Source organism: Streptomyces sp. NPDC055078 (assembly GCF_053607985.1).
In genome coordinates, this window is record NZ_JBSGUP010000852.1 from 1 (window position 1) to 3015 (window position 3015).

Sequence of the window (3015 nt, forward strand, 5' to 3'; positions counted from 1 at the left end):
GCCGAGGCGCTGTCGGTGTCCTTCTCGGACCAGGCGACCGGCACCAAGGTGACCGGCCGTACCCCGCGCGAGTCGACCGGCCGTCCGGAGCTGACCGAGGCCGCGATCGTGGTCTCCGGTGGCCGTGGCGTCAACGGCTCGGAGAACTTCGCGCTGATCGAGGCCCTCGCCGACTCGCTCGGTGCCGCCGTCGGCGCCTCGCGTGCCGCCGTGGACGCCGGCTGGTACCCGCACACCAACCAGGTCGGCCAGACCGGCAAGTCGGTCTCCCCGCAGCGGTACATCGCCTCGGGCATCTCGGGCGCCATCCAGCACCGGGCCGGCATGCAGACCTCGAAGACCATCGTGGCCGTCAACAAGGACCCCGAGGCGCCGATCTTCGAGCTGGTCGACTACGGCGTGGTCGGTGACCTCTTCGAGGTCGTCCCCCGGCTGACCGCGGAGATCAGGGCCCGGAAGGACTGAGCGGGCTCCGTCCCCTTCCCGACGCCACGGCCCTGCCGCCCGGCTGATCGCCGGCGGCAGGGCCGTGGTGTGTCATACCTCGGCGGGCGCGGCCGGGGCGGCGGCAGGTGCCGGGGCGGACCGGCGGGGCAGGGCAGCGCTGAGCAGAGCGGCGAGGAGACCGACGCCCGTGGCCATCCAGTAGGCCGTGGTCACCGAGGACCAGGTGGGCAGGGGTGTGCCGGGGATGACCTCACGGGCGAGCAGGGTCCCGGTGAGCTGGGCACCGAGAATGCCGCCGAGCCCCTTGACGACGAAGACGAAGCCGCTGAGGCTCGCGACCCGTTCGGCGGGGACGGTGGTCACCAGGAGGTTGATGGCCTGGGTGAAGCCCACACCGACGCCGAGACCGGCGATACCGGAGGCCACGGCGAGCGTCCAGCGTTCGGGGGGACCGGTCAGGATGAGGGCGGTGGAAGCCATGAGGCAGACGCAGGCGGTCACCATGAGGGTGCGTCCGCCGACGTACGACTCCAGCCGCCGGGTCAGTACGGACATGATCCCGGCCACGATGCCGACGGGTGCGATCACATATCCGGCGAGGGTCGCGGTCGACTCCAGGCCGTAGCCGGTCATCCCGGGCGCGGCCACCATGATGGGCACGGCGATCTGCGCCGTGCTGGAGGCCCACCCGATGGCGGCGACCACGGCACAGCCGATCATGACGGAACGCCCGCCGACCCGTAGGTCCACCAGGGGGTGCTCGGCCCGCAGTTCGACGGCGACGAACACCGCGAGCAGAAAGAGGGACGGTACGGACAGGGCGAGGAACCGTCCTGACGTCCAGCCCCAGGAGTTGACCTCGGTGAGGGCAATGAGCAGCCCGACGAGTCCGGCGGTGAGCAGGGCCGCTCCCGGCCAGTCGATACCGCCCTGCGCGCTGTCGGGGGCCGGGGCCGTACTCGGCACCACGCGCAGTGCGGCCAGCCCGAGGAGGGCCAGCGCGATGAACGGCAGCCAGAAGAGCCAGCGGTAGGAGAGCGCCTCGACGACGTGGCCGGAGAAGAGGACGCCGGCGACGCCGCCGAGCGCCGTCACGCCCAGGATCAGTCCGGTGCCGGCCTTGACCCGGTCGGCAGGCTGGGTCTCGCGCAGGATGCCCAGGGACAGGGGGACGAGGGCGAGCCCGACGCCTTTGAGGATCTGCCCGACGGCCAGCACGACGATCGTGGTGGCCAGGGCCGCGATGACGATGCCGGTGAGGACGACCGCGAGGACGATGAGGAACAGTTTCCGCTTGTCGTGCAGGTCGGCGAGCCGGCCGATCAGCGGGGCGGCCACGGAACCGGACAGCAGCAGTCCGGTGAACACCCAGGTGACCGACGCGGCCGAGGCGCCGACAGCGTTCTGGATTTCCACCAGGGCCGGGCCGAGCAGAGCTTCGAGCATCCCGAAGACCAGCAAGGTACCGCTGATCACGACCGTGACGGCAGTGCCCGACCGCGGGCCGGCGGGCGGGGCTGCGGCCGGGGCCGGGCCCGGGAAGGAAGGTGGTGCCATGGAGGGCCTCCAGCGGTGTGGGACGGCGACGGAACTGAGTGCACTGTGAGTCATCACAGCCATGGAGACTTCATGGAGAAGCAACAAAAGACGGGGAGCAGTCCGGTGATCTCGACGAAGCCATCCGGTCGAAGGGCTTGCTCGCCTGTATATGCCTATACACCAGTGACTAACTATGTAGGATACAACGTCGACTACGAGAGTCGACCTTCCGGTTCACCGCACCGCGTTCCTTTGTAAGGTATCCATATGGCTGCCAAGAAGACGACCACCTCGAAACGGCGCACGCCGCGGGGCACCCTCAGTCAGGACAAGATCCTCGCCGCCGCCGAGGAGGTGCTGGGCCGGGACGGGCTCGACGGGGTCACGATGCGATCCGTCGCCGCCGAACTGGGCGCCGACGCGATGTCCCTGTACCGCCACGTCCGCTCGAAGGACGAACTGCTGCTGGCGCTCCACGACCGGCTGGTGGCGGCCCTTCCGCTGCCCCCCGGCACGACCACGGCGCCGGTCGAGACGGTGAAGGACGCCCTGCGGGCCAACTACCGGCTGCTGCTGCGGCATCCCGGGCTGCATCTGCTGGACACCGGCAACGCCCCGCTGCCCGCCGGGCTGCGCCGCGCGGAGCGCCTGTACGCGATCGCGCTGGACGCCGGACTGGACATCCGGGACGCGGTCGGGATGTTCGCGGCGATCAACCGGTTTCTGATCGGCTGTGCGGCCCTGCAACCCGACCGCCGGAGCTGGGACAGGAACACGGTGTACTGGTCCCAGGTCCGCTCCGGGATCGATGGGCAGGCTCCGGGCGAGTACCCTACCCTGCGGCGGGTGATCGCCGCCATGAGCGAGTCGATGCAGACGCAGGAGGAGATCTTCGAGGAAGGCGTCTCCGTCCTGCTCAAGCCGCTGGAGGATGCCCTCACCCAGGGCCGCGCGACACCGCAGAACTGACGGGGCGGCGTACCCCCTCCGTGCGCGTACGCCTCGGGGCGATGCCCCCTTCTCCCGGAG

Annotated in this window: 3 protein-coding genes; 2 read left to right on the forward strand and 1 reads right to left on the reverse strand. The window is 70.4% G+C overall.

Annotated elements, in window-relative coordinates; genetic code table 11:
* The coding region (locus tag ACWF94_RS37645) for an electron transfer flavoprotein subunit alpha/FixB family protein (protein ID WP_453499302.1) at positions 1 to 465 on the forward strand (465 nt) is incomplete at its 5' end.
* A gap of 72 nt (positions 466 to 537) precedes the next feature.
* On the opposite strand, the gene ACWF94_RS37650 is transcribed toward ACWF94_RS37645, so the two are convergent.
* On the reverse strand, positions 538 to 1923 hold the full coding sequence (locus tag ACWF94_RS37650) for an MFS transporter (RefSeq protein ID WP_453499304.1): 1386 nt from the start codon (positions 1921 to 1923) through the stop codon (positions 538 to 540).
* 330 nt (positions 1924 to 2253) lie between these two features.
* Here ACWF94_RS37650 and ACWF94_RS37655 point away from each other — a divergent pair, with 330 nt between their 5' ends.
* Positions 2254 to 2955, forward strand: a complete 702-nt coding sequence (locus ACWF94_RS37655) for a TetR/AcrR family transcriptional regulator (protein ID WP_453499306.1) — start codon at positions 2254 to 2256, stop codon at positions 2953 to 2955.
* Positions 2956 to 3015 lie beyond the last annotated feature (60 nt).